7 protein-coding genes are annotated in these 24,658 nt (G+C 57.3%); 6 read left to right on the plus strand and 1 reads right to left on the minus strand.

The features are described 5' to 3' along the window. Nucleotides 1-341: 341 nt before the first annotated feature. The 4 genes from PI739_RS03600 (at nucleotide 342) to PI739_RS03615 (ending at nucleotide 6,546) form a co-directional block, all read left to right on the plus strand. Nucleotides 342-1,697, plus strand: a complete 1,356-nt coding sequence (locus PI739_RS03600) for a DUF1329 domain-containing protein (RefSeq protein WP_054081178.1) — start codon at nucleotides 342-344, stop codon at nucleotides 1,695-1,697. A 233-nt stretch (nucleotides 1,698-1,930) separates the two neighbouring features. Continuing rightward, nucleotides 1,931-2,977: a YCF48-related protein gene (locus PI739_RS03605; protein WP_054081177.1), complete on the plus strand. Its 1,047-nt coding sequence runs from the start codon at nucleotides 1,931-1,933 to the stop codon at nucleotides 2,975-2,977. A gap of 27 nt (nucleotides 2,978-3,004) precedes the next feature. Continuing rightward, nucleotides 3,005-5,395 carry an efflux RND transporter permease subunit gene (locus tag PI739_RS03610; protein WP_004414134.1) on the plus strand — a complete coding sequence of 797 codons (2,391 nt, stop codon included), beginning with the start codon at nucleotides 3,005-3,007 and terminating at the stop codon, nucleotides 5,393-5,395. A gap of 437 nt (nucleotides 5,396-5,832) precedes the next feature. After that, complete coding sequence (locus tag PI739_RS03615; protein WP_054081176.1) at nucleotides 5,833-6,546, plus strand: LuxR C-terminal-related transcriptional regulator; 714 nt, start codon at nucleotides 5,833-5,835, stop codon at nucleotides 6,544-6,546. Between the two features lie 149 nt (nucleotides 6,547-6,695). On the opposite strand, the gene PI739_RS03620 is transcribed toward PI739_RS03615, so the two are convergent. Next, nucleotides 6,696-7,748: a fatty acid desaturase family protein gene (locus PI739_RS03620; RefSeq protein WP_096106923.1), complete on the minus strand. Its 1,053-nt coding sequence runs from the start codon at nucleotides 7,746-7,748 to the stop codon at nucleotides 6,696-6,698. A 323-nt stretch (nucleotides 7,749-8,071) separates the two neighbouring features. On the opposite strand from PI739_RS03620, the gene PI739_RS03625 reads away from it, so the two are divergent. Both PI739_RS03625 and PI739_RS03630 read left to right on the plus strand, forming a co-directional pair. Then, nucleotides 8,072-11,932, plus strand: coding sequence for a non-ribosomal peptide synthetase (locus PI739_RS03625; protein ID WP_060708825.1), 3,861 nt, complete (start codon nucleotides 8,072-8,074; stop codon nucleotides 11,930-11,932). Nucleotides 11,933-12,049: 117 nt separating this feature from the next. Continuing rightward, the gene (locus PI739_RS03630; protein WP_271351480.1) at nucleotides 12,050-24,610 is read left to right on the plus strand and encodes a non-ribosomal peptide synthetase/type I polyketide synthase; all 12,561 of its coding nucleotides are present in this window, start codon (nucleotides 12,050-12,052) and stop codon (nucleotides 24,608-24,610) included. Nucleotides 24,611-24,658 lie beyond the last annotated feature (48 nt).

A 24,658-nucleotide genomic window follows, 5' to 3' on the forward strand; every position in this document is an offset into this window, starting at 1 on the left:
GTTTCAGATCTGTACCTTATATAAGTTGTGATCTGTTCTTTATTGCCTGTTGGCATTCACGTTGCATTACTGTGGGCCATTCCGGGTGCCTGCTTCATGAATGTTTAACAGCGTGTTGTTCATTCTTTTTTATTTTGTGAAGTTTCCTACGGACGTATATCCGATAGACAAACTGTTCGCGGGAAGAATACGTGGGTCACTCGGTCTGCCTGTCAAACAACTGTTTATTGGCCGCGCGTCAATAACCGGTGTCGCCCCGACAAAACGCTGTTTATAGCAGAACTATTACAGGCCAGGACGCCATACATGCGTCCCGACGTGGCCATGCAAGGAGAGCCCACATGCTCATGAAACAACTGCTGGGCGGCGCGCTGACGCTGCTGTTCGCGATCAACACCTGCCAGGCAGTCGATACCACGTTGCTCGGGAGTCGTTTGACCCCGCTGGGAGGCGAGATGGCAGGTAATGCCACGGGGACCATTCCGCCCTGGACGGGCGGAATCACCCGGCCCCCGCCCGGATACAAGGGCTCGGGCACTCGGCATGTCGACCCGTATACCGCTGACAAGCCCCTGTTCACCATCACTCACGCCAATATGCAGCACTATCGCACGCGCCTGACGCCTGGGCAGGTGGCGATGTTCGAAACCTACCCCGACAGCTACCGGATGCCGGTATACCCCACGCGACGTTCCGGATCGGCGCCGCAATGGGTGTACGACAACACCCGCCGCAATGCGCAGAAAGCCCGATTGATCGGCGGTGGCAATGGTTTTGTCGATGCCTACGGCGGCATTCCATTTCCGCTTCCGGAAAAGGGCATTCAGGCCGTGTGGAACCACATTGCCCGGTATCGCGGCCATTATGCGGTGCGACGTACTTCGGAAGTTGCGATACAGCGCGACGGCAGTTTCAAGCTGAACACGTCGCGTCAGGAAGTGCTGTTTCGCTTCTATGATCCTGCGGGCAGCTTTGCCAGTCTGGATAACGTGCTGTTCTATTACCTGTCGTTTACCCAGTGTCCCACGCGTATGGCCGGTTCTGCCGTGCTGGTCCATGAAACACTGGACCAGATACAGGAGCCGCGGCAGGCGTGGACCTACAGTGCGCGGCAACGTCGGGTACGCCGCGCGCCGAGTCTGGCTTACGACATGCCGATCCCGGCCTCTGAAGGCTTGCGCACGGCTGACGACACCGACATGTTCAATGGCTCGCCGGATCGTTACGACTGGAGGTTACTGGGCAAACGCGAGATTTATATTCCCTACAACAACTACCGCATTTCCAGCCCCGACATTACCTATCGGCAATTATTGCAGGTGGGTCATCTCAACCCGGCCTATACGCGCCATGAACTACATCGTGTATGGGTGGTGGAGGGCACGCTCAAACCGACCGCGCGTCATGTCTACTCAAGACGCACGCTGTACCTGGACGAGGACAGTTGGCAGGCCGCAATCGTCGATCAGTACGATGCCCGGGGGCAGTTGTGGCGCGTCTCCATGGCGTACCTGAAGAACTACTACGAACTGCCGACGACCTGGTCTGCTCTGGACGTCTTCCATGACCTGCAGGCCCGGCGTTATCACGTACAGAACCTCGACAATCAAGAGCCTGGCACCAGTGATTTCTCTCAACCGGCGCCCAGCGTGAACGCCTTCAAACCAGCGGCCTTGCGGCGCAGAAGCATTCGCTGACCGGCGTCTGGTCAATCTGCCCGATCAACCGTCGTTATGTTTCATCAATCACATTCAACACGCTTAACAAAAGATAACGACATGTCGATTGTCAGGCATTTGCAAAGCTGCCTAGGATGGCTGAGCTTCCAGACAGGTAACGCCATAGCGCTGCGGGCGTCGACATCGATACGAGTTGTCCGGCACCCGCACCCGATAACAGCCACCTGATAATAATAAGAGCGGAAAAGTCCATGCGTGAGTCCTTCCATCGTCGCACCTGGTTATGCGCGGGCATGTCCCTGGCTGTCGTTGCGTCATCCCTGTTTGCGCTGCCAGCCACGGCCGGGTCCGAGCCGGTATCCACTGCCGTTGCTGCAGACGCTCCTGTTTATGCCATCGAGTCGGCCAAAGCCTCACGCACGCTGTTGCTGGACGTCGCCCATGCGGGAGCGCGGCTGGTCGCGGTGGGTGACCATGGGCATATTCTGCTTTCCGATGATCAGGGCAAGACCTGGAGTCAGGCTCGTGTGCCTACCCGGCAGTTGTTGACGGCCGTGTTTTTTGTGGATGAACAGCACGGTTGGACGGTCGGTCACGACGCGCAGGTACTGGCCAGCAGCGATGGCGGCAAGAGCTGGAGCAAGCAGTTCGAGGACTTGAAGCGCGAGGCTCCGCTGCTGGATGTCTGGTTCAAGGATCTCGACAACGGTTTGGCCATCGGTGCCTACGGCCTGCTGCTGAGCACGGCCGATGGCGGGCAGCACTGGGAAGATGTCAGCGACCGGCTGGACAACGAAGACCAGTACCACTTGAACGGCATCACTCAGGTCAAGGACGCCGGCCTGTTCATCGTCGGCGAAGCGGGCAGCATGTTTCGCTCCCGCGACGAGGGGCAGACCTGGGAGAAAATCGACGGCCCGTATCAAGGCTCGTTATTCGGTGTGATCGGCACGGCACAGCCGTCCACGCTGCTGGCCTATGGTCTGCGCGGCAATCTGTTTCGCTCCAGCGATTTTGGTGACAGCTGGCAGCCCGTCGAACTGAAGGGTGCGCGCGGGCCGATCGAGTTCGGGCTGGCAAGTGCCACGCTGCTGGCCGATGGCTCGCTGGTGCTGGTCGGCAATGGCGGCAGTGTCATGCGCAGCACCGACGACGGTGAAACATTCGCGGTCTTCAATCGACCTGATCGCATCTCGCTGGCCGGGGTCACTGGCAATTCTCAAGGCAATCTGATTCTGGTCGGGCAGGGCGGCGTTCGCCTCACCTCGCCGACGGGCGCCGATACCACCCAACAATAAGACCTTTCAGGGCGGGGATATTCAGGCATGAACACGCACCAGCACGCGCAAGATCCGGATGACAAGGCAACCTTCCTCGAACGCCTGATTTTCAACCATCGCCCGGCAGTCATCATCCTGTGCCTGCTGGCCAGCCTCTTTCTGTTCTGGCAGGCCACGCAGGTGCGGCCTTCCACCAGTTTCGAGAAGATGATTCCGCTGTCCCATCCGTTCATCCAGAACATGATGGAACACCGCAACGATCTGGCGAATCTGGGTAACACCGTTCGTATCTCGGTAGAGGCCAAGGAGGGTGACATCTTTTCCAAACCTTACATGGAGACGCTGCGTCAGATCAGCGACGAGGTGTTCTACATTCCTGGCGTTGACCGTTCTGGCCTGAAATCGCTGTGGAGCCCGAGCGTACGCTGGACCGAAGTGACGGAGGAGGGCTTTGCCGGAGGCGAAGTGATTCCGCAGAGTTACAACGGTTCGGATGAGAGTCTGGATCTGTTGCGCAACAACATACTCAAGTCCGGACAGGTCGGGCGGTTGGTGGCCAACGATTTCAAATCCAGCATCATTGATGTGCCGTTGCAGGAGTCCTACCCGGATCCGGCAGACCAGGGCAAGTTGCTGGCGCTGGACTATCAGCAGTTCTCGCACCAGCTTGAAGAGAAGATCCGCGACAAGTATCAGGCGCAAAACCCGAACATCAGGATTCACATCGTCGGCTTCGCCAAGAAAGTCGGCGACCTCATTGACGGCCTGTTCATGGTGGTAATGTTCTTTGGCATCGCCTTTCTGATCACGCTGGTGCTGTTGATCTGGTTCACCCGCTGTCTTCGCAGCACCATCGCCGTGCTGATCACCACCTTGATTGCGGTGATCTGGCAACTTGGGCTGATGCACGTCGTGGGGTTCGGTATTGACCCGTACTCGATGCTGGTGCCGTTCCTGATCTTTGCCATCGGCATTTCCCATGGTGTGCAGAAAATCAACGGTATCGCCTTGCAATCCAGCGAGGCCGACAACGCCCTGACCGCTGCAAGGCGGACGTTTCGTCAGCTGTTTCTGCCGGGCATGATCGCGATTCTGGCCGATGCGGTCGGCTTTATCACGCTGCTGATTATCGACATCGGGGTGATTCGCGAGCTGGCCATCGGCGCTTCCATTGGTGTGGCAGTGATCGTGTTCACCAACCTGATCCTGCTGCCGGTGGCGATTTCCTACGTGGGCATCAGCAAGCGGGCGATCAATCGCAGCAAGCAGGATGCGGTGTCCGAGCATCCGTTCTGGCGCTTGCTGTCCAACTTTGCCAGCTCAAAGGTTGCGCCGGTCTCCATTGTGCTGGCGCTGCTGGCCTTCGGTGGCGGGCTCTGGTACAGCCAGAACCTGAAGATCGGCGACCTGGACCAGGGCGCGCCGGAGCTGCGTCCCGATTCACGTTACAACAAGGACAACGCGTTCATTATCAGTCATTACTCCACCAGTTCGGACGTGCTGGTGGTGATGGTCAAGACGCCACCAGAAGGTTGCTCGGCCTATCCGACAATGTCAGCGATCAACGAGCTGGCCTGGAAGATGGAAAACACCCAGGGCGTGCAGTCGGCCATTTCGCTGGTGACGGTGTCGAGACAGATGATCAAGGGCATGAACGAGGGCAACCTGAAATGGGAGAGCCTGTCGCGTAACAAGGATGTGCTGAACAACTCCATTGCCCGCGCCGACGGTCTGTACAACAACACCTGTTCGCTGGCGCCCCTGCTGGTATTCCTCAACGACCATAAAGCCGAAACCCTGGACCGTGCCGTACATGCCGTGCAGGATTTCGCCAAGGAGAACGACACGCCGGACCTGCAGTTCCTGCTGGCCGCCGGCAATGCCGGGATCGAGGCCGCGACCAACGAGGTCATCAAGCAGTCCGAGCTGGTCATTCTGGTGCTGGTCTACCTCTGCGTGGCAGCCATGTGCATGATCACCTTCCGCTCATGGGCCGCCACGCTGTGCATCGTCCTGCCACTGGTGCTGACCTCAGTGCTGGGCAACGCCCTGATGGCGTTCATGGGCATCGGCGTCAAGGTCGCGACTCTGCCGGTTGTGGCGCTGGGAGTGGGCATCGGCGTCGATTACGGCATCTACATCTACAGCCGTCTGGAAAGCTTCCTGCGCGCCGGCCTGCCGTTGCAGGAGGCCTACTATGAAACCCTTAAGTCCACCGGCAAGGCCGTGCTGTTTACTGGTCTGTGCCTGGCCATTGGCGTGTGCACCTGGATCTTCTCGGCAATCAAGTTTCAGGCCGACATGGGCCTGATGCTGACCTTCATGCTGCTGTGGAACATGTTCGGCGCACTGTGGCTGCTGCCCGCGCTGGCGCGGTTTTTGATCAAGCCGGAGAAGATGGCGGGGAAGGTGGGCAATTCGCTATTTTCACATTAAGACACACATGAGGTTATCCAGCCTCTTCTTGGTGAAGTGTCTTCGCTCTGTGCCGAACGTTTCGCAACGCGCGGCTGCTTTTATTGATCGGCTTGTGTCAGGTCAAGGTTGCCTTGCCCTGTAAAAGGGGGACAGCGGGATGAGAGAAGGGGCGAAGAATAGAGTTTTTAGGGTGTTAGAGTTAAAGTTTTTATGAGACGCCTATCAGAACTATCAAGGTATTGTTCTGTGGGGTGGAGCTGTTAGTGTGCGGCTTAATAAGATGTCGTAAGAAATACTATAATCGCGCACAGTGAGTATCAGTGTGCAGGCAAAGTGCCGGTATTCAAAGTCTGAGAGTTACTTAAGTTGCGTGAAGGGTGGGGCGTAGTTATCATGAATTGCATGGGCTTCTCACTTGAGAAGTAGCCATTTCAAATGGTTCATGGAGTAGGATGATGGCACTTTCATTGCGCAGCGATATGTTTGGCCATGAAAAAAGCACCGGCAGACAAAAGCTGGAATGGGAGTTCGAACAGAGTGCAAGTGAGCGGGGTGTTCATCACTATGCCTATTTTTTTTATCATCACACGCCAGCCTTACAGCAACATGGCTTTGTTCTGGTCAGCGGTCCGGAGGCAGGGGAAAAGAACAGTCATTGTGCGGAGCGGCAGGACGTAGCGGATACGGTTCGGGGCGTTGCTTGCTCTCAGCCACTATTTACCGGGTTACTGAACAGGCCTGTATCATCAAATGACCGTGGCGAAATGATCGACGCCGGTACCACCTCTGACGGGATGACGGCGTTCTACCTCGGCGAAGAGAAGGCATTCAGTTTACTTCGGTTTGCAAATAAAGAAGCCGGAACAGGGAATGCGCAAGGCGAGTACAGTCTTGCGACGGAGGTGAAGTCGCTGGTTCGTGAGTTTCATCATAAGTTGACGGGCCTGGTCATGGGCTTGAATGAATCGGACGAAAACTTCACTATCACGGACCGTGAAAAGGAAGTGTACATCTGGACGGCAATAGGCAAGACCTGTAATGAAATTGCCGTCATTCTAAATATATCCAAAAGAACCGTGGATTTTCACATTTCCAATGTGATCTCGAAGTTGGGTGTCCGAACCAAACTTCAGGCTTGCATACAACTGACCAAGATGGGCATTTTGTAAGGGACGGTGCTAGCCTTGACGACCGCCCTGAGTGGCAGGTCGCAAAGGCCATTAAAGCGTTGAGTGAGCCTCGGCTCTTTGTGCGCGATTCCGATACAGCGCGGGTTCGATCGGAATACTTATGGACAACCTGCAGTGGAACGCGACGGCTACCGGTTATCGCCTGTTGTTGCCTGCGTACCTTCGCGCGTCGACTGCTCGTACCGCGCCTGATGCGCAGTGTTGTGCTGAGAATGACGTTTGTTTTGCAGGCGATAAATGTTCAGTATCTGGCGTATGACCGATTGCCTGTCGCGACGACCCGAGATGATGCCACCCTTGACCTGATTGACTGCAGCATAGCTCGGGTCCTGCAGAAGAATGCAGTGCGCCTTGTACAGATTCCAGTAGGGGATGCCTGCAAACAAGTGATGAGTGAGATGCAGGTTGTCTCCATGCATGCCGATAAACAGCCTCTCCCACCAGGAGGGGAAACGGTTGCGGGTGATACGCAAGGCCTCCCGTTCCTTGCCGAACAATCCAAAATGTTCAGAAACCTCTGACAGCCAACCGATGACCTGAAAAGCCGTGAGGTAAGGAACGAGCCAGAACATCAGGTAACCGTACAGGCCTGTGGTGGCGTAGAACAACGAGAATAAAACAGCGTGTACTGCGATGAGGGTCAGCGCTTTGCGAGGGGACTTGAACAGTGCGCCCAACCGATGAATGACAAGGTAACGCAGGTAGCTGAATATATTCAGGAGCAGCACGGTTTTAAGCAGATGGTTAAACATGAAGTCAAACCGATCTACGGTCGCCTGCAGTCCAGAATCGATATAGTAACGGTAGTCCGGGTCTTTGTCGGCGTCACCGAGATGATGGTGATGCAGGTGCACGTGCGAATGTCGATAAGCTTCGTAATCCTGAAAGATGGGTAAGCCGGTTAGATAGTGGCCAATGGCATAACTTAGGGAACGGCTTTGAGTCAGGGTTAAATGGGCTGCTTCATGAACAAGGGAGGCGAGTGCGCGTTGCCTTGAACCGATAATTAGCACGCTGAGGGGATAAGCATACAACGACCATTGGGTGAGTGCGACAGCGGAAGCAATGACAATAATATCCACCGACCAACCCAGTAGCCATCGCCAGTTATTCTTTTTGTAAAGACGCATGAGTTCAAATTTGAGTGCATCGTTACAGTGAAATCTTTGGACGGTTTGCATCGTTTACCTCGACAGGTTGTGCTCTGCAATGCGTTGTTATTAGGGCGTTATATAGACTAGGAAGGTTGGGGGGGCTGCGTAAGCTGTTATTTTTCACAGGTAGACGGTTACAGGGTGTATGTGGTTTTTTTGAAAGAAGTCAATCGTCGTTAACAAAATCTCTTGCATCGGTTTTTTTACGAGGTTGATGTCACCTGATTAATATGTTACCTGAGGCCGTCATGAACAGTTTTGAGAAAAATAATACCGCACCGTCACGCTCTCAAGATCTCGCTAAGCGGGCCGGCGTACAGCATATAACCGGTACGGAAGGGCCACTCTCCATGTCTCAGGAACAGGCCTGGTTTCTTGAGACGTTAGTACCAGAAAGTATCGCTTATAATTTTCAGGCCATGCTGAATATTCGCGGCGACCTTGATATCAACGCGCTTGAACTGGCGCTGAGTATGGTGGTTGAGCGTCATCAGTCACTCTCCACTGTTTTCGATGAGGTTGACGGGGAGCCACGGCAAACTATTCAGGACGCCTGGCCCGTGAACATCCCGATCGTTGACCTGTCTGCCAGCAGTGAAGCGGTACGGCAGACCTACATGAATTCTATTATAAAAGCTGAAATAGCCCAGAAAATCCAAGTGGCGAAACTTCCGCTGATTCGATGGGTGCTGTTCAAATTCAGTGACCAATTCCACTCATTGCTGCACATCGAACACCACCTCATTCATGACGGCTGGTCATTTCGGCTGTTTCTCAAAGAGCTCAATCATTTTTACAACGAACAAAAGGGCCGTGTTAATCAAGAGCCCCTTGAGCCGGTGATCCAGTTTATCGATTACTGCCAATGGGAGCGCGACTGGCTGGATTCGGCTCAAGGTCGTCAAGGCCGAGACTTCTGGTACGGTCGTCTTGAAACCTGGCCTGCCTACACGCATTCGCCGTTTCCTGCACCGAAGGGGGGGCAAGCGGCGTTGGATTTTGTCGGCAGTTCCGTGTCGGTACCGTTGCCCGGTGGGTTGATCAGCGCACTTCAGGCGTATGGCTCGAAGAATAAATCCACCCTGTTCGAGACTATGTTTTCACTGTTTGCCTGTGTAGTAGCGGCGCGTTCGGGTCAGACGCAACAACTGATCGGTACCGCCGTCGCCAACCGCGACCTGCCGGGTATCGAAAACACCATCGGTATGCTGGTCAACATGTTGCCGCTGCGCATCGACATTGACGCGAACACGCCCTGGGCACCTCTACTGGCAGCCGTGAAAGAAGAAATCCGCACGGCCTGTTTGCAGTCGCATGTGCCGTTTTCCACCATGGTTGCCGATCTGAGCCCGGAGCGTTTAACTCAGCAGTTACCTTACATTCAGGTTGCTTTCAGTTTTCATAACTCCATGTCCCGCACCCTGGACTTTGCGGACATTGATGTCGAGGTGGTGGAAGGCTTGGCAAACGGTTCTGCGAAATTCGACCTCAATGTCATTTGCGTTTTCGATGACGAGGTTAACCCGGCCGCTGGCGGTCGTTTCATGCTTGAGTACTCCACCGCTGTCGCCAAAGAGGCAGATGTCGTAGCGCTTATGGATGATTTCCTCCACCTGGCAAGCGCCTGGCTCGAGCAACCGGCAGAAAGCCTCGCCAATGTACGCAAGTCTGCTGTCCTTGCCGCAGGCGGTACTTCTGTCAGTCCTGGCGTAGAGTTCTGGAAACAATCTCTCGACCTCGAAGCCTCGGGTCTTCTGGCTGACCATGCGCTTAATCGCGTTGTCAGCGGGCCACTTGTGCGTCATGAAATCCCATTGTCGGATGAAAGCCTTGCACGCCTGTTTCAAGCGTGTGAACAGCGCCGCATTGAACCTGAAGTAGCGCTTTTTTCTATCTATGCCATTGTCATGGCACGTTATGGCGGGCATCAAACCGTCGTGGCTGGTCTGGGTACCGCTGCCGATGGACAGCGTCTTGCCACACCGTTGCCACTCAAGCTGACGCTCACTGCGCACGATACATTTGCCGATGTCTTCCTGCGCACACAACAGCACTGCGAGCAGGCTCGTCAGTGGCACGCATCTTCCGCACAGAGCCTGGAAAAAGCGCTCGATGACAGTGTTGCGGCATCGGGAAGAGCGCCACAGTCATTAATACAGTCGGTATTCTGCAACGGCCTGTCCGCGCGTGCAGAGCAGGGAAGTGCTTCGGGCAGTCTGCATCCGCCCATCGAATTCGTCCTGGACCGTTCCGGCACAAAGGCTTCGTTGTCACTCGGCTATGCCGCTGACCTGTTCACTCAGGAAACAGCGACATCAATGGCCGGGCATTATGTCCAGCTGCTGGAAAAGGCCGGTGAGTCACTTGACGAGACGTTGGCACAAAGCCTGTCGGCCCAGCACCAGGCTGCCATTCAGGCACAGTGTGAGGGGCTTGCTTCGACCTACCCTGAAACGTCCCTGCACGCCATCGTCGAGGCATTTGCGGCCACACAGCCCGAAGCCATCGCTGTGCGGTGCGGGGAGGCAGTGCTGACGTACGCTCAGCTCAATGAGTCCGCCGACAAAATTGCCGACATATTGCTTCGCAAGGATGTGCAGCCCGGTGATGTCGTCGGTATCTGCATGATGCGCTCCGAGTGGCAGGTTGCAGCGCTCTTGGGCGTACTCAAAGCCGGTGCGTGCTACCTCTCGATCGACTGTGCGTCGCCTGCCGAGCGTCGTGACTGGCTGCTGGAAGAGGCGGACGTCAAGTGGGCACTGATCGATGAGAGTGCTCCGCCTCTACGTGATGCAACCTCAACGCTGTTGATCGAGCAATTGTTGACTGAGCAGGATGACCTGCGCGTGTCGCCACTGGTCAAGCCTGTCGTCAGCGCCGATGCTCACTGCTATTACATGTTCACATCGGGTTCCACAGGCACTCCGAAAGCCACTGCCAGTACCCACCGCGCGGTCGTGAGTCTGGTCAAGGGGACGGACTATATCGATATCAATGGTGACGACCGCTTCCTGTTTTTCGCGCCCCTCGCCTTCGATGCATCGACCTTTGAAATTTGGGGTGCCTTGCTGAACGGCGCGCAGTTGGTGGTTCAGCCTGGAGAAGCCGGCGGGCTGGATGACCTGGCACACACACTGGAAAGCCAGCAGGTCAGCGTACTCTGGCTGACGTCCGCATTGTTCCAGGAAATGGTCGATCAGTATCCTCATGCGATGGCTGGCGTCAGACATGTAGTGACCGGCGGTGACGTTGTTTCACCGCAAAGCATGCGCAGTTTTCTGGCACAGTCCACCGGGACGCTCACCATCGGGTACGGCCCTACTGAAGGTACGGTGTTTACCACTGCCTACAGCATGGACAAAGTCGAACAAGTGACTGACAAGCCTCTGATCGGATGGCCAATTGCACAGGCCGATGCCTACATCGTGGATGTTTTCGGGCAGCTTGCCGAGCCAGGTGTTCCAGGAGAGTTATTTATCGGCGGCACAGGTATCACCGGCGCCTACCTCAAGCGTCCGGAACTGAGCCAGGAGCGTTTTGTGACACTGAAGAGGTTCCCCGGCAAAACTCTCTTCCGCACCGGTGACCTGGCGCGCTGGACCCAGAGCCGCGGTATCGAGTTTCTGGGGCGCAGTGACAGCCAGATCAAGATCCGTGGCTTGCGCATAGAGCCTGGTGAGGTTGAGCAGGCGATACGTCAATTGCCTGGTGTCACGGCGTGCTCGCTGATTCTGCGCACACTGAATCTTGATAAGCAACTCGTTGCCTTTGTCAGTCTGGACGGGACCATTGCACTGGATGAACAACAGATTCGTGTAGCGCTAAGGGATCGCCTCCCCGACTACATGGTGCCTGCCGAAGTGCATGTGATCGAGCAACTGCCGGTCAATGCGAGCGGCAAAGTCGACAAGCGTGCATTGCTTGAACTGGCGACTCAAAACGGCCGTGCAAGAGTCACCAGCGAGCGACCGTCGACGGCTCTGGAAAAATCCATTGCCGAGGTCTGGGCGCAAATCCTCAATGTGCCGGAAGTGGGTAGAAACGAAGACTTCTTCTCCATCGGCGGGCATTCGCTGGCCGGCATGCGGATCATGTCGCGGCTGAGCAAGCAATTCGGCAGTCGTCTGTCGCTGAATCTGCTCTTTGAGTATCCCAGCGTCGAGACGCTTGCAGGTGCTATCGAGCGCTCGACCGAGCCGTTGACCGCCTGACCGCTTACCGGCGCGTGGTGGGTAGTAAAAATACCCCCGCGCGCTTTCTCGCCTCTCAGCCCCCCAATTTAACCCGTCCTCGCAGCGACATCGTTCGCTGTCGAGGTGGAGATGGTCATGTCCCAAAAAAAAACGGTCACTTCAACCACCGGATCCGCTGTCAGGAGTCCGACCCCGGCAGCCCGGGGGTTTCTGAATTTATCGCCTGCGCAAAAAAGCCTCTGGTTCATGCACCAGATGGAAGATGCGAGCGCCACATACAATGTGCCTTTCGCGCTGCGCATTGACGGGGCGCTGGATTGCGCAGCCCTTGAGCGGGCGGTGGACAGTGTCTATCAGCGCCAGACTGCACTGCGCTATCGTTTTCCCTGTATCGATGGGCAACCGGTCATTCGCCTTGTCAACGAGCAACTGTTGACTCGCAAAGTTGACCTGCGAGCCGAGCCGGACAGCGAAGCTGCGCTGAAAGCGTTCGAGCAAAGCGAAGCCCGTTATGTTTTCGATCTTGAGCATGAAGCGCTTCTGCGCGCGACGTTGCTGCACTGTGCGACCGACGAGCATGTTCTGTTGATCAATGTTCATCACATCATTTTCGACGGTTGGTCGATGCAGATCTTCCTCTCTGAAGTGGCCTCAGCCTATTCGGCGCTGGTGCAGGGCAGCGAGGTGAACGTCGAGCCGTTGAACTTCGACTTTGGCGACTATTTAAGTCTGAGCCCATCGAGCGCTGAGCGAGATCCCGATATTGCTCACTGGCAGCAGCGATTGGCCGGTGCGCCTCCGGTATTGCCACTACCGCTGGATGACAAGCGTCCTGCCGTTCAGCGTTACGCGGGGCAGCGTTGTCATTTTCAAGTGCCTGCAGCCGTCTCGGACGCGCTGAAAAAACTGGCCAAGGACTGTCGCGTCACGCCCTATATGGTAGGGCTTGCGGCTTTTTCCGTGCTGCTGTATCGCTATACGCAAGAGGCGGATCTGGTCATCGGATCGCCGATGTCGAATCGGCAATCCGCTGATCTGGAAGGCGTGATCGGTTTCTTCGTCAATACGCTGCCAAACCGGATCGATGCATCGGGTTCTCCTTCTTTCGTCGAGTTGCTCAAAAGAGTTCGCGCCTCGGTGCTCGATACATTCGAGCATGCCCATGTGCCTTTCGATCAGATTGTCGAGGCCATTCAGCCCCCGCGCTCTTTGAGCCATGCGCCGGTGTTTCAGGTGCTGTTCGATATGGCCAACGAGGATTTTTCGGTCGAGCTGGAAAACCTGCGCACTCGCGTTTATACGCTCGACTCCTGCACCGCCAAATATGACCTGAGTCTGACCCTGGCACTGACTGCGCGCGGCATGAGCGGCGCGGTCGAGTATGACACCGCATTGCTGGATGAGACCGCAGTGCAGGGGATGATCGATAGCCTGCTGATCATTATGGAACAGGTGTCGCGCAACCCGGACGGGGCTATTGACGATTTTTCGCTGTTGTCTGACGAAGCCGTGGAGCAGGCGCTGCGCTTGGCTAATCATCAGCCGGCAGCGCCGCAAGCGCCTTTTGCACCTTTCCATCAGTGGTTCAAATGCAGTGCCGCGCAGTGGGGCGAGATGGATGCGCTGATTTATGCGGACCGTCGATACAGCTATGCGCAACTGGATGCAGAGGCCCGGGTACTGGCGGGTCATCTGCATGCTGCCGGTGTTCGTCATGGTGACCGGATCGCGGTAGTGCAACGCTATGGCCCAGAGGTCATCGTCGCGTTACTGGCGGTGCATCAGGTGGGCGGTATTTATGTGCCGCTCGCAATCGACGATGCGCGTCATGCGGATCTGCTCAAGGACATCGAGCCCAGACTGGTCCTGACGCTGCGCGCCTTTCAGAAGCAACTGCAGGACTATCCGTGCCTGCTGCAGGATGATTTGCCGCAGACCACCGGCACGCTGCTCGAGAGCGAATTCGAGGGGCGCAACACGCAACCGGAAGACATCGCCTACATCATTTTTACCTCCGGCTCTACCGGTCGTCCCAAGGGCGTCAGTGTCTCTCACGGCAGTTGGGTAAGCCTGCTCCAGGCCTTGGAGCAGACTTACGGTCAGACCGAGCCGGGTGTTACTGGCATTTTGCAAATGGCCAATTTCACGTTTGACGTATTCATGAGCGATGTCGTCCGCGCGCTGGCGGTTGGCGCGCGGTTAATCATGTGTCCTCGGCAGAGTCTGGCTGACCCTGAACGACTCTATGAGCTGATCACAGCTGAACGGGTGACGTTGCTCGAGTTCGTGCCTGCGGTCCTGCGGCAGATGATTCGTTACCTGGAAGAGACCGCACGGCGTCTGGATACCCTGCATACACTCACCTGCGGTGCGGACGTGTGGTTTGTCCACGAGTATCGGAAAATGCAGACGCTGTGTGGACCGCATACCAGGGTTGTCAGTGTTTACGGAGTCACCGAGGCAACCTGCGAAAGCGCCACGTTCGAGCCCGATGCAGGGTGGTATGACTCTGAACGCAGCTTGCCTATCGGCGGTCCCTTGCCTAACACCTCCCTGTACCTGGTCGACGCAACGCTGAATCTGGTACCGCGTACTGTCCCCGGCGAATTGTTGATTGGCGGCGGCGCGGTGGCGTCCGGTTACATGAATCGCCCTGAATTGAACGAGAAGAGCTTCCTGACAGGTTCGTTCTCGGCCAGCGGACGGTTTTTACCTGGCATCGGCAAACAGCGGTTCTATCGCACCGGTGATTTGTGTCGGCACATGCGCGACGGCACCATCGAGTTTTTGGGCCGCAGTGACAACCAGGTCAAAATTCGTGGCTTCCGCATCGAGCTGGGTGAAGTCGAGAGCGTACTCGCCGACCATCCTGATGTGAGTGAATGCGCGGTGGTCACCCGTCAGTCACCAGGTGCCGAGGCCGAACTGATCGGTTATGTGCAAACCCGCGCTACAGCGCAGCAACTCAATGCCTACCTTGGCGAGCGTCTGCCAGGCCATATGGTGCCGCGCCTGTTGGTAGTCTTGCCAGCACTGCCTTTGACCGCAAATGGCAAGATCGATCGCAAGAGCCTGCCTGAGCCCGATTGGGCGCAGGACTCACGCGCTTATGCCGCACCGCGCAACAGTCTGGAAGAACAGCTTGTCGAAGACTGGCAGCAACTGCTCAATGTGCCGCGTATCGGCATTGACGACAATTTTTTCGAGAGTGGCGGGCATTCTCTGCTGGTCACTCAAGTCATTGCGCACATCAAAAAGCGCTTTGGTGTGGCCCTAAGTATTGCAAACCTGTTCGAAGGGCCCACCGTCGCTCAGGTCGCCGAAAAGATCATGCTGAATATGATCCAGATCGCCCAAGGTGCCAGTGTCGCTTCCAGGCCTGCCGCGATCGGACGCAGTAGCGGTATCGAGCGCCAACGTCTCTCGTTTGCGCAACGCCGTCTGTGGTTGACCCAGCACAGTGAGCCGGGCACCGCTTACAACATGCCGGAAATATGCCGTCTGACCGGGCAACTGGATATTCCTGCGCTGGAAGGTGCATTGAATCTGCTACTTGAGCGTCATGAAGTCTTGCGCACGCATTTCACCTGCGAGCTTGAAACGTTTGTGGACGCTCAGGGCCTTACGCAGAAAGAGCCGCTGGTTGTGACAAGTCACGCTGACAGCGCGCGCGTACCGTTCAGGCAGCAAAAAATCGCTCGCGAAGCGCTCTCGGTCACACTGGAGCGGGAGGTGCACACGCCGTTCTTGCTGGACAAGGAACTGCCGATACGCGCGGTGCTTCTGCAGACCGCTTCGGATGAATATGTGCTGTGCCTGACCTTGCATCACATTGCCTACGATGGTTGGTCGAGTGCCTTGCTGCGTCAGGAACTGGCAGCATTTTATCGGCATTTGACGCAAGGTGAGTGCCTCAGGCTTAGCGCACTGGAGGCTCAGTATCAGGACTATGCTGCCTGGCAACGAAATCAACTCGAAAGCGGGGCGTTCGAGGCTCAGCTAGACGCCTGGAAGGCTTCGCTTAAGGACTTGCCGCCGCCTCTGGTACTGCCTGTGCGTTCCAGCCCGCGAGCAGGAAATCCGCTGGCCGGCGACTACGTTGCGCTGACTCTTCCTGGCGATTGCTCGGCAAGGCTCGATCAGCTTTGCCTGCGTCTTCAATGCACGCCGGCCATGGTCATGCACGCCGCGTTCGCGCTGCTATTGCATCGCTACACCGGGCAGGACGACATTTTGATCGGCATGCCATTCTCGGGAAGGGACCATGATGAAAGTGCGAACCTGATCGGGTTCTTCGTTAACCTGCTTCCGTTACGGCTGCGTTTGCGAGGCCCTCTGCGTGTGGCGCAGGTTATCGAGCAGAGTCGCCAGGCCCTGCTTGCCGCCGAGGCAAATCATTCGGTGCCGATCGATTACCTGGCGCAAGTGCTCAACCCGCAGCGGCTGCCCGGCAAGCATCCTTTTTTCCAAGTGGGTCTTGTGGTGCAGAGCACGACGGCCGTACCGCTTACCTTGCCGTATGTGCAATCGGAAGAAATTTCTCTTGCCTCCACTGAGGTGAAGCTGGACCTGATGCTGGAGTTGCGTGCTGTTAAAGGCGAAGGGGTGAGTGGGGTATTCAAATATCGGACGTCACTGTTCGAGCGCTCCGTCATTTCGGGCATGGCAGAGCACTTCCAGTGCCTGCTGGAAAATATGCTGGCCAATGCCGAGCAGACCGTTGCTCAGGTGAAGATGCTTCCTGCAACCGAACATCAGAGGCTGATCAGCCAGTTCAACGACACGTCACGCGACTTCGGCGACGGCGATATCGTCAGCCGTTTTGAACAGCGTGTACGTCAGACTCCGCAGGCTATGGCCCTTCAGTTGCAACAACGCTGCTGGACATACGCGGAACTGGACCGGTTAGCCAACGGCATCGCGCACGCGCTGATAAAGAAGGGTGTGCAAGCGGGTGAGCACATCGGCCTGTTCACTGGACGGCATCCCTATCTGGTGGCAGGCATGCTTGGCATCCTGAAGGCGCGCTGTGCCTTTGTCCCCTTGAATCCGCAGGATTCGATGGAAGGTGCGCTGGGCTACATGATCAAAGACGCAGCATTGCGCCGCGTGGTGGGTCATCAAGGCTTGGCACACGAGCTTGCGGCTTTGGGGCTGGAGACGTTGCTGGTCGACGACTTCGAAGGTGCCGAGGGCGAATGGTCTGCTCCGGCCTGCCAGCGTGAGCCTCAGGATCTGGCCTATATTCTTTACACCTCTGGCTCGACCGGGCAGCCCAAGGGGGTGATGGTTTCGCAGCGCAATATCGATAACACCGCGAATGCATTTGCGCGAGCGCTGGAACTGAATGCTCAGTCGCGACAACTGCAGTATTTTTCGCCTGTCTTCGACGGGGTCTGTGGCGAGGTGTTTCCGGTACTGATCAGCGGCGCTACGCTGGTATTTGCCGCCTCTGAACAGCTGCTTCCGGGGCCGGATCTGGTGACGCTTCTGCGCGAGCAACGTATTACTCATCTGCAGATCACGCCGACGGCCCTGCGCTTGCTCCCCCATGCCGAGCTTGCCGAGCTGAAAGTCATTATCAGCGCCGGTGAGGCCTGTCCGGCGAACGTCGCCCAGACCTGGGCAACCGGCAGACGTTTCCTCAATGGTTACGGTCCGACCGAAACGACGGTGTATGCATCTGCCCAGGATTACTGGGATGAACGAGGCGCCTTGGTATTGCGGCCTCTGGACAACGTCAGAATGTATGTTCTGGACCCGTACCTGAACCCTCTGCCCTGCGGTGTACCCGGCGAGCTTTACATTGGCGGGAACGGGGTGGCACAGGGTTATCTGAATCTGGATGAGCGCACTGCGCAAGCGTTTCTTCCAGACCCATATGGTGTTTCACCCGAGGCGCGGCTGTACCGCACTGGCGACTTTGTGGTTCGTCAATTCGATGGAAGCCTGAGCTATGTCGGGCGTATCGATAATCAGGTGAAGGTTCGCGGTTTCCGCATTGAACTGGGCGACGTCGAAGCGCGCTTGAACGCGATAGTCGGGCTTGAGCAGGCGGTCGTGGTCGTTAAACAGGATGACCACGAGCACAAGATCCTGGTGGGGTATTACGTCGGCAAGCCGAGCATTGCACAGGTGCGTGCAGAGCTGGCGAAAGTGCTGCCGACACATATGGTGCCGGAGCGTCTGATCTGCTTGCCCGAACTACCGCTTAGCCGTACTGGCAAGGTCGATCGCAAGGCACTCGAAAACCTCGTTGATCAGCGCGCGCAGGAAGGCACTGCGGTCGGTAAGATGCCGACCTCTCCTGCGGTCGTCAGGCCCGCTGGAAAACGCCTGCACAACAAGGTCAGAAAGATCTGGCAGGAAGTACTCGATTGTCAGGAAATCGATTCGGACGACAATTTTTTCGATCTCGGTGGCCACTCGTTACGCATTGTCGAGACGCAAAAACGTTTGAGCGAGCTTTTGCAGGCGCCCGTGGCCATGACAGACCTTTTCGAATACCCGACGCTGCGTGGTCTGGTCGCTCACCTGGAACGCTTGCATGGGCCGCTGCCGGAGGTTCGCCAAGCCAGCGAGGCATCACCTGCCATTGATCCCGGAAATCGTACGCTGGCGGTCGTCGGCATGGCCGGGCGCTTTCCGGGCGCCGCTGACCTGAGCGAGTTCTGGCAGAACCTCACCGAGGGGGTGGAGTCGACCCTTTATTTCAGTGACGAGGTCATGCTCGCGCATGGCGTAAGCCCTGATCTGCTGGAGCGTGCCGATTTCGTCAAGTGTGGCAATCGTCTCGAGGATGTCGACAAGTTCGATGCCGAGTTCTTCGGCTTCTCACCTCGTGAAGCCCAGTTGATGGATCCTCAGCAGCGCATCTTTCTTCAATGCGCATGGACCGCTATGGAAGCCGCCGGTTATGGCGGTTCTCTGAACGATTTGCGCGTAGGCGTATTTGCAAGCGCGAGCACCAGCCATTACTTGCTTGATCACGTTTACCCGAGGCGCCAGGAGCTGCAACTGGAGAACATCCAGTGGCTATTGGGTAACGGCCGCGATTTCATGGCGTCGCGTGTGGCTTACAAACTCAATCTCGCCGGACCTGCGATTACCGTCGAGACGGCTTGCTCCTCCTCACTGGTAGCGGTCCAGATGGCTTGCGAAAGCTTGCTGCGGGGCGAGTCGGATATGGTGATCGTCGGCGGTGCTTCCGTCGAAGCTCAATACTACGGTTACCAGGCGGCACCGGGCAGCATCATTTCCGCCGATGGCCATTGCAGGCCTTTCGATGCGCAGGCCAGCGGCACCACAGGTGGCAGTGGTTGTGCAGTGCTGGTCCTCAAACTGGCTGACAGGGCAATCGAAGATCGCGACCATATTCATGCCTTGATCAAGGGCGGGGCGGTCAATAACGATGGCTCCAGCAAAGTCAGTTATACCGCGCCCAGTGTTCACGGGCAGGCCCAGGTGGTGAGCGCCGCGCTCGATGCAGCGAATATCAGTGCAGACTCCATTGGTTATATCGAGGCGCATGGCACCGGCACTCGCCTGGGTGACCCGGTAGAAGTCCGTGCGTTGACGCAGGCCTATACCAGCGCTTTGCCAAATTTCACGCCGGGCTTTTGTGCCCTCGGTTCGTTGAAGAGCAACATCGGTCATCTTGACGCGGCTTCAGGCGTCGCCGGGCTGGTCAAGGCCATACTTGCCGTGCAGCACGACGTCCTGCCTGCAAGCCTTAACTTCACGCGAGCCAATCCCGAAATTGATTTCAACGACAGCCCTTTTTATGTCAACACGACGTCCCGACCCTGGCCGGCTACGGCCTCGCCACGTCGGGCAGGCGTCAGCTCCTTCGGCATCGGCGGGACCAATGCTCATGTCATTGTCGAGGAGCCTCCGCAGCCGTCAGTGCGCCCGCATGACGATAGCGATTGCTGGTACATACTGCCGTTCTCCGCACGTACCGCTACAGCGCTGGACCATCAGCGTCGGCAACTGATCACCTGTCTGCAGAACCCGGTGGCCGATATACGCGATATCGCCTTCACGCTGGGAGAGGGCCGCACACGATTTGCCTTCAGGGACAGCGTTGTCAGCCAGAGCATTGCCGGAGCCTTGCACGCGCTGCAGACACCTTCGTCCACAGCGCTCATGGAGCGCAGACAGGACCGTCCGATCGTGTTCATGTTCTCCGGGCAGGGTAGCCAGTATGAGGGAATGTTCAAGGGCCTCTACGGCAGTGAGGCGGTATTTCGACAGACAGTTGACCGCTGCACGGTCATATTGAAGCGTTATGGCGTCGACATTCTGGCCAGTCTATACCCGCCAGCGGGTGGCGATACAGCCAACAGTCTGAGCCGTACGGAAATCGCGCAACCGGCACTTTTTGTGGTCGAGTACGCGTGCGCCCTGTTGTTGCAAAGCCGCGGTATCCACCCGCAGGCGCTGATAGGCCATAGCCTTGGTGAACTGGTGGCAGCCTGTTTTGCGGGTGTCTACAGTCTGGAAGACAGCTTGAAGCTGGTTGTCGAGCGGGGCCGCCTGATGCAACGTCAAGCTCCGGGTGCGATGCTTGCCGTTGGCCTCTCTGAAGCAGATTGCGCGCGCTTTCTGGGGCACGGCGTGGAGCTGGCGGCCGTCAATGGGCCGCTGCAATGTGTTCTTGCCGGTGATTTTGAGGCCATTGCGCGGGTCGAGCGACAACTGGCCGAGGAAGGGCTCGTGGGGCGTGTACTGGATACCTCGCACGCTTTTCATTCCCGCATGATGGCTCCTGCTGCGCACGCGTTGAAGGCAGTTGTCAGCGGGTTCTCTGTTCAGTCTCCGACTATCGCGCTCGTGTCCAACCACAACGGTGGCTGGTTCTCGATCGATTCGAGCAGCCAAAGTGATTATTGGGCGTCTCATCTGCTCGATACCGTGCGCTTTTCTGACGGTATCGCGCTGCTTGCCGACGAACTGGAAGACCCGATTTTTCTCGAAGTCGGCCCGGGCCGTGCTCTTCAGAGTGCACTGAAATCCTATGCTGAGCCCTTGTGCGTGCTTGGTTGCACTCGGCATGCACGGGACAGCCGGTCGGACGAGGCGGCGTTGGCGGAAGGCATCGCGTCATTGTGGAGGCAGGGAGCAAGTTTCGGTTGGGCGCAGGCCGCAGGGTGTACAGACGGCGCACGCGTGCCGCTGCCGACTTATCCGTTTGCGCGGGACAGCCACTGGATCGAGGCTGCCGGGACGGTTTCTTCAGCGCAGCACAAGCAACCGTTGTTCCTGCATTGGCAGCGCGTGCAGGGTAACCGTCGGCAGTTCCGATTGAGCCTGTCGCCACAACTCTGGCTGGTGGACGAACATCGCGTTTTCGAAGGAAAGCCAGTGCTTTCCGGCACCGGATGTGTCGAGCTGGTACGCAATGCCTACGCGCGTATGGAAGGCATCGAGTTGATCGAACTGAGTGACGTTTACTTCCCGACCCCTCTGGTTCTGGAAGATGAGCAGGCCTCGCAAAGCGTGCTGATTACATTCACGGATCACACCGAGAGCACTGAGTTTTTCCTCGAGTCGGTATCGGACGATGGTAACGCTCCGCAGCAGCACAGAATGCTGCACGCGCTAGGTTTCATAAAACGCCACAACCGGGAGCGCCTCGTACTAAAAGGGCTGATGCAGCTTCAGTCCGACCATACTGACTGTCTTGCCGATGAAGTCGAACATGCGGCATTGAACACGCGTCTCGGCTTGTTCGGGCCTCGCTGGAAGTGCTTTCGTTCGATCTGGCTCGGCCAGGATGAGGGGCTGGCGCTTCTGGAACTGGATCAGGTGTTTGCCGCTGACCTTGAGCGCTTTGCGCTGCATCCGGCGTTGCTCGACATGGCGACTGGTTTTCTCTCGATCATGGAAAACAGCACCCGCAGATTACCGTTCCATTACCAGCGCCTGACTATTCATGCACCACTGCGCTCCCGGCTTTACAGCCATGCACGGCGAGTTCGCAGCAATGTCTATGATGTGCAACTGTTCGAAGTCGATAACGACGGCGGAATCGGTGCTCTGCTGGCCGAGGTGATCGGCTTTACTTTGCGCGATGAGCGAGTGGCACCGGACGCGCAGCGCACCGAGCCCTTGGACTGGTGTCAGGTACCAGCATGGCGGCCGGCATTGCCTCCCAGGGGCGACTCGCCGTTACAAGGGCCCTGGCTGGTTGTCACGCGTGGCGTTGCAGCCGATAACAGCATTCTCGCTGCGCTACCGCCGGACAGTGTCTGCATAGGCGATGCAGGTGATTCTGGCGCTACGATCGCGACAATTGCTCGCGGCGACGCACAGGCATATGGACAGCTGTTTAATACACTGGCGACGCAAGATGCCTTGCCGAGCCAGATCATTTACATGGCCGGTAAGACGCAGCTTGCGGAAGGCGAGCACGCCGCCATTACGCTGTTTTCCGATCTTATGGTGTTGGTACAGGCATACATTCCTCATGCGATAAACACCACTGTTCTGTCAGTGGTGACCGAAGGTGCCTGCCAGGTGGATGACGATGAGCCGGTCAACAGCTGTGTAGCAACCTTGTCTGGTGTGGTTCGGACACTTACTTGGGAGCTGCCGCAGATACGCTGCCGTCATTTTGATCTGCCGCTGGCCAACGCGGCCGAGAATGAGATGCTACTGCTTCAGGTACTCCAGCACATCGATCCCGATCAGGCTTCTCCGCTTGCGCCGACTCTGGCCTTGCGCAAACAGACGTTGCATGAACCTTGCCTGCGAGCGCTGCAAGTCTCGCAACCTTCACTGCACTTCAAGGAGGGCGGGACCTACGTGGTTACCGGTGGTCTGGGCGGCATGGGGCTGGCGCTGGCCAGTCATCTGGCTGCGAAGGTAAAAGCTGTCACCTTAGTCCTGATGTCCCGTTCGGCGACGGTCAAGGATGAGGTCGGGCAAGCGCTGCAGGCGATGGAACAGCAAGGCGCGCGGATTCAACACGTGGCGGTCGATTGTGCTGATCGTGAGGCTTTCACTGCTGCGCTTCAGCAGGTCAGGCTTCAGCATGGGTGTATCAGTGGGGCGATACATGCCGCAGGTGTGCAAGCCAGCGGTCTCATCCAACTGAGCCAGGCAAATGCATGGGCACAGGTGATGGGCAGCAAGGTGGTTGGCACCGATGTGCTGATAGAGGCTTTGCGCCAGGAGCCTGTCGATTTCATATTTCTGTGTTCGTCGCTGGCGTCGGTGCTCGGGGGGCTTGGTCAGGCGGATTACGCCGCTGCCAACGCCTATCTGGACGCTAGGGCGCAGGCCTGTCGTCAGGAGGGCATGCCTGTGGTTTCGCTCAACTGGGATGCATGGGCGCAGGCAGGTATGCGTGTTGCCTATGACAGTGCGCATCCCGAGCAGGCGCCGATTGACAATGTGCGGGGGCTGACCAACGCAGAAGGTTGCCAGTTATTCGAGCTGGCTCTGGCGCAAAACACTGCTCAGATCATCGTGCACAAGGCGCAGGATCTGCAGCAACTGATCGATCAACTGCAGCGCGGCGGTGCGACGTCGGCGGGCCGGGCAACACCGCTGTTCGACTCCGGTGCCGAGCGTGTTGCGCCACGCAATGCTGTGGAGCAGGAAGTCGCGCAGTTGTGGCAAGAGCTGCTGGGCGGTGATATGCCGGGTGTGCTGGATAACTTCTTCGATCTGGGCGGGCACTCACTGTTGGGGTCCCAGCTGATTTCGCGGATTCGTTCGCGCTTTCAGCAGTGCCTGACGTTGGCCGAGTTCCTTGATGAACCGACCATCGAGCGAATCGCCCGTTCATTGGACAGTGTCGCCGAAGATACGCCAATCGACGCCGATGAAGCCGCCGTACGTTACTGTCTGGTGCCGGTGCAGCGAAACGGCGAGGGGAGACCATTCTTTTGTCTGCCGGGCATGGGCGGCAACGTCAATCAGGTGCTTGGGTTGGCCAAGGCCATGGGCGCGCAACGGCCTTTCTACGGTCTGCAATGCCTGGGGCTCGATGGCAAGGCTGAGCCTCACCTCAGCGTCGAGGAGATGGCCGAACACTATATTCGCTGCATGAAGTCGGTTCAGGCGCATGGGCCTTATCTGCTGGGCGGCCATTCACTTGGCGGAAAAGTGGCGTACGAAATCGCCAGACTGCTTGAAGCACGTGGCGACCAGGTGGGTTTGCTGGCGCTGTTCGACTCGGCAGCCCCTCCGTATACGCAAATGCAGGTGCCTACCGATGCTCAGGTGTTGGGTTCGCTGCTGAGTATCTTCGGGCATTACTTCGACAAGCCAATCAAGCTCAGCCGCGAGGAGTTGCAGGCGCTCGAGCACCTGGGTGACGAGGAAAAGATCCGCTATCTGAAGGACACGCTGGAAAGTCACGGGTTGCTGGATGCGCGTGGCGATGAGGGAAGCATTCTGGGGCTGTTCAACGTGTACAAGGCTGCTGCGGCCTTCGGCATGCGCTATGACCCGCCCAAGGTTGCGCTTGATGCCTCACTGGTACTGTTCAGGGCGGTCGACTCGATGCCCTCCGGTATCAACCTGCCCGAGATCCGTGACACGGATGCCTGGGGCTGGGAGTTGTTCAGTGCGGCAAAGGTAAGAACGGTCGATGTCTCTGGGGATCACTTTACTTGCCTGTCCGTCCACGCCCAGCAAATTGCCGATGTGTTGATCGGGCAACTTGCCGAGTGTGATCGATAACCCGTCGTTGCGGAACATGGCGAGCAGGCTCAACGCCTGCTCGCCTGC

Source organism: Pseudomonas cerasi (genome assembly GCF_027983475.1).
Classification (GTDB): domain Bacteria; phylum Pseudomonadota; class Gammaproteobacteria; order Pseudomonadales; family Pseudomonadaceae; genus Aquipseudomonas; species Aquipseudomonas cerasi.